This is a genomic window from Chromobacterium alkanivorans (genome assembly GCF_016937655.1).
GTDB classification, from domain to species: domain Bacteria; phylum Pseudomonadota; class Gammaproteobacteria; order Burkholderiales; family Chromobacteriaceae; genus Chromobacterium; species Chromobacterium alkanivorans.
In genome coordinates this window covers 1-2,692 of record NZ_JAFHKL010000031.1, presented here as the reverse complement: position 1 = coordinate 2,692, position 2,692 = coordinate 1, and the positions used below count along the sequence as shown (strand labels likewise).

General features: G+C 61.8%; 1 protein-coding gene. It reads left to right on the top strand.

All coding sequences use genetic code 11. The annotated features are described in order from the left end of the window. Positions 1–2,692: RHS repeat domain-containing protein (locus JW897_RS24035; protein ID WP_205467923.1), on the top strand; the 2,692-nt coding region annotated here is incomplete at both ends.

Below are 2,692 nucleotides of genomic sequence, written 5' to 3'. Positions count from 1 at the left end.
CGGCAACAACCGCTTGATCGAAACCCGGTTGCCGGCGCAAACCGTGGGCCAGCGCGATGCCGCCAGCGGCCAGTACACGGTGGCGACCCAAGACCTGATCAGCCGCCAGCGTTACGACGCCAACGGCAACCTGATTGAAACCACCGACGCCCGCGGCGGTAGCCAACGTCACTACTACGACCGCGCCGGCCACAAACTGCTGAGCGTCGACGCCGCCGGCTACGCCACCGCCTGGGACTACGACGCTGGCGGCCGGGCGATCCGCGAAACCCGCTACGCCAGCGCTCTGAGCGGCGCTTACGACAGCGCCACCCCGTTGGACACGCTACGCCAGCAACTCAAACCCCAGGCCAACGACCGGGTACGCGAAACCGACTACGACCGGATGGGGCGGATCAGCGTCGAACGCACCCTCAAACTCCAGGTGGCCAGCGCCGACGGCCAAAGCCAGAGCGAGGTCGCCGCCAGCACCCGCTACCAGTACAACGCGCTGGGCAAGGTGACCCAAAAGACCGACGCCGCCGGCCAGGTCACCGACTGGCGCTACGACGCGCAGGGCCGGGAAACCCGACGCCAGGACGCGGTATTTACCGATTACTTGGGTCGAGCCGTGCGGCCGACCAGCGACAGCGAATACAACGGCCTGGACCAACTCAGCCGTCAGATCCGCCACGGCCTGGACGAGGCCAGCGAAGCCGACGACCAGATCGTGCGTTACCAGTACGGGATCGGCGGCCGCTTGCTGAGCCAGAGCGACGCGATGGGCAACGGCATTCGCTACGACTACGACGCCGCCGGCCTGCTGACCCGAACCCAGCGGGCGCGACGCCAGGCCGACGGCAGCGAAGTGAACGACGTCACCGGTTACCGCTACGACGCGGCCGGCCGCCAGACCGAAAGACGCGACCAGGCGACCAGCATGCGCTTCGAGACGCGCTACAACGCCTATGGCGAGATTGCCGGCAAACGCACTAGCGCCGACGGCCAGGGGGCATGGCAGGAGTTCGCCGACTACGACGGCGCCGGCCGAGTGTTTCGCCGCAACGAAGGCGGGGTGACGCGCGCCTATTTGTACGACGCCAACGGCAATGCCACGCTGCAGATCGAATCGGACAGCGTGGACCTGAGGCAAATGAGCCGGGATCAGATTCTGGCGGCGATCAACCGGCCGGACAGCGGCTTGCGACTGACGGTGAGCGAGTATGATGGCCGCAACCAGCGAGTAGCGACCTACCAGCCGAAGATGGTGAACGCGCGCGACCAGGCCTTGGTGCAGGCGGAGCGTTGGGTGAGCGCGGTGCCGCAGGAGGGCAGCGGCGGGGTGGTGAGCGCGGGGGCTTCGAAGATAAAAGAGAATGAGCAGAGTTCACCTCTAGCGCTGGGAGGTGTCGCGCTTGGTGGAGGGGTGGTATCCGGATCGGTAACGTTGACGCCTACTGCGGTATTGAGAGAAGACCGAGAGGAGTTGGGGTCGTCAAGGAAGTTTGACGTGTACTTGCAGGAAATGAACGTAAATGTGAATTTGCCACCGTTGCCGGAGTATGGTGACGATACTTATCAAGTGGTGATTACGTTTCCTGGCCGGAGAGTTGTTTCACGTACGCTTACTGTGCCTGCTAACGGTGTATTAAATACTCCGGTTAGTATGTTGTATGCGCAGTTTGTTTTTGCGGGGTCTCAAAATTGGCCGGATAGTGCTGTTCTTGGTTTTGAAGTTGCGGTGTATAAAACGGCGCGTAATGCAGCAACAAACACTACACAAAGTTTGATGCTATTTCAAAGTTCGGGGCAATTCAGTGGAGCTGCAATACGCAATCATACATCTAGCAGCTACAACGGGGTATTCGGGGCTAATCAATTGCACTTCCGTTCCCCTGATTCACGTATTGCTAAAGTGCTGCTGCTCACACGTCCAGCAAATAGCGGGGAGGGCTGGCGGCGTGATGAGATGCCCCTGTTGACATTAAATGGTCAGGTGCAGAGTAGTTGGTTTGCATTGGATTGGGGAGGGTTGCCTCGTGGTAATTTGGAGTATCGTTTGCTGGCGTTGGACGCGGCTGGAACCGTGTTGTTTGGCCAGCAGAATCCATCAGGGGCCTTCTTGGCACTGAGTGGTAGCAAGCCCGTATTTCCGCAGCCTGCCAGCGCGTTGCCCTTGGGACAATACGGTTCCGCCGTATTGGGTAAGGATGGTGCAGTCAATCTATATGGTTTGGGCTCTGCAGTTGTGCGTGCCAACATCCGCTTTCGTCTCCAAGGTGGAAGTTGGGGGGCTCTTCAAAATATAGCGGCAACTATTGGCAATGGCTGGTTCCAGTTCCTGCCGTCCAACTACGGCCTGGCCGCCGGCCAGACCTGGGAGTACGAACTGGAGCGTCTCGACGCCAAAGGCCAGTCGTTGGGCGCTGTGGTGGGGGCCTTCCGCCCGGGCGAGGCCAACAGCCTCAGCCAACCGGTCGCCTGGCGCGACCAGCCGCAGATCGTCCACATCGGCGGCAATCAGCCGGCGGCGGCCAGCCGCGGCCTGATTCGTTATCGCACCGCTGGCGGCGCCTGGGCCGAAGCGCCGCTGAGCCGCGCCGCCAACGGCGAATGGGACTGGGACAGCAGCGCGCTGGCCAAGGGCCTGAGCGCGCCGACGGTGTATGAGTTCGAATACCAGCTGTTCGACGCCAAGGGCCTGATGCTCAAC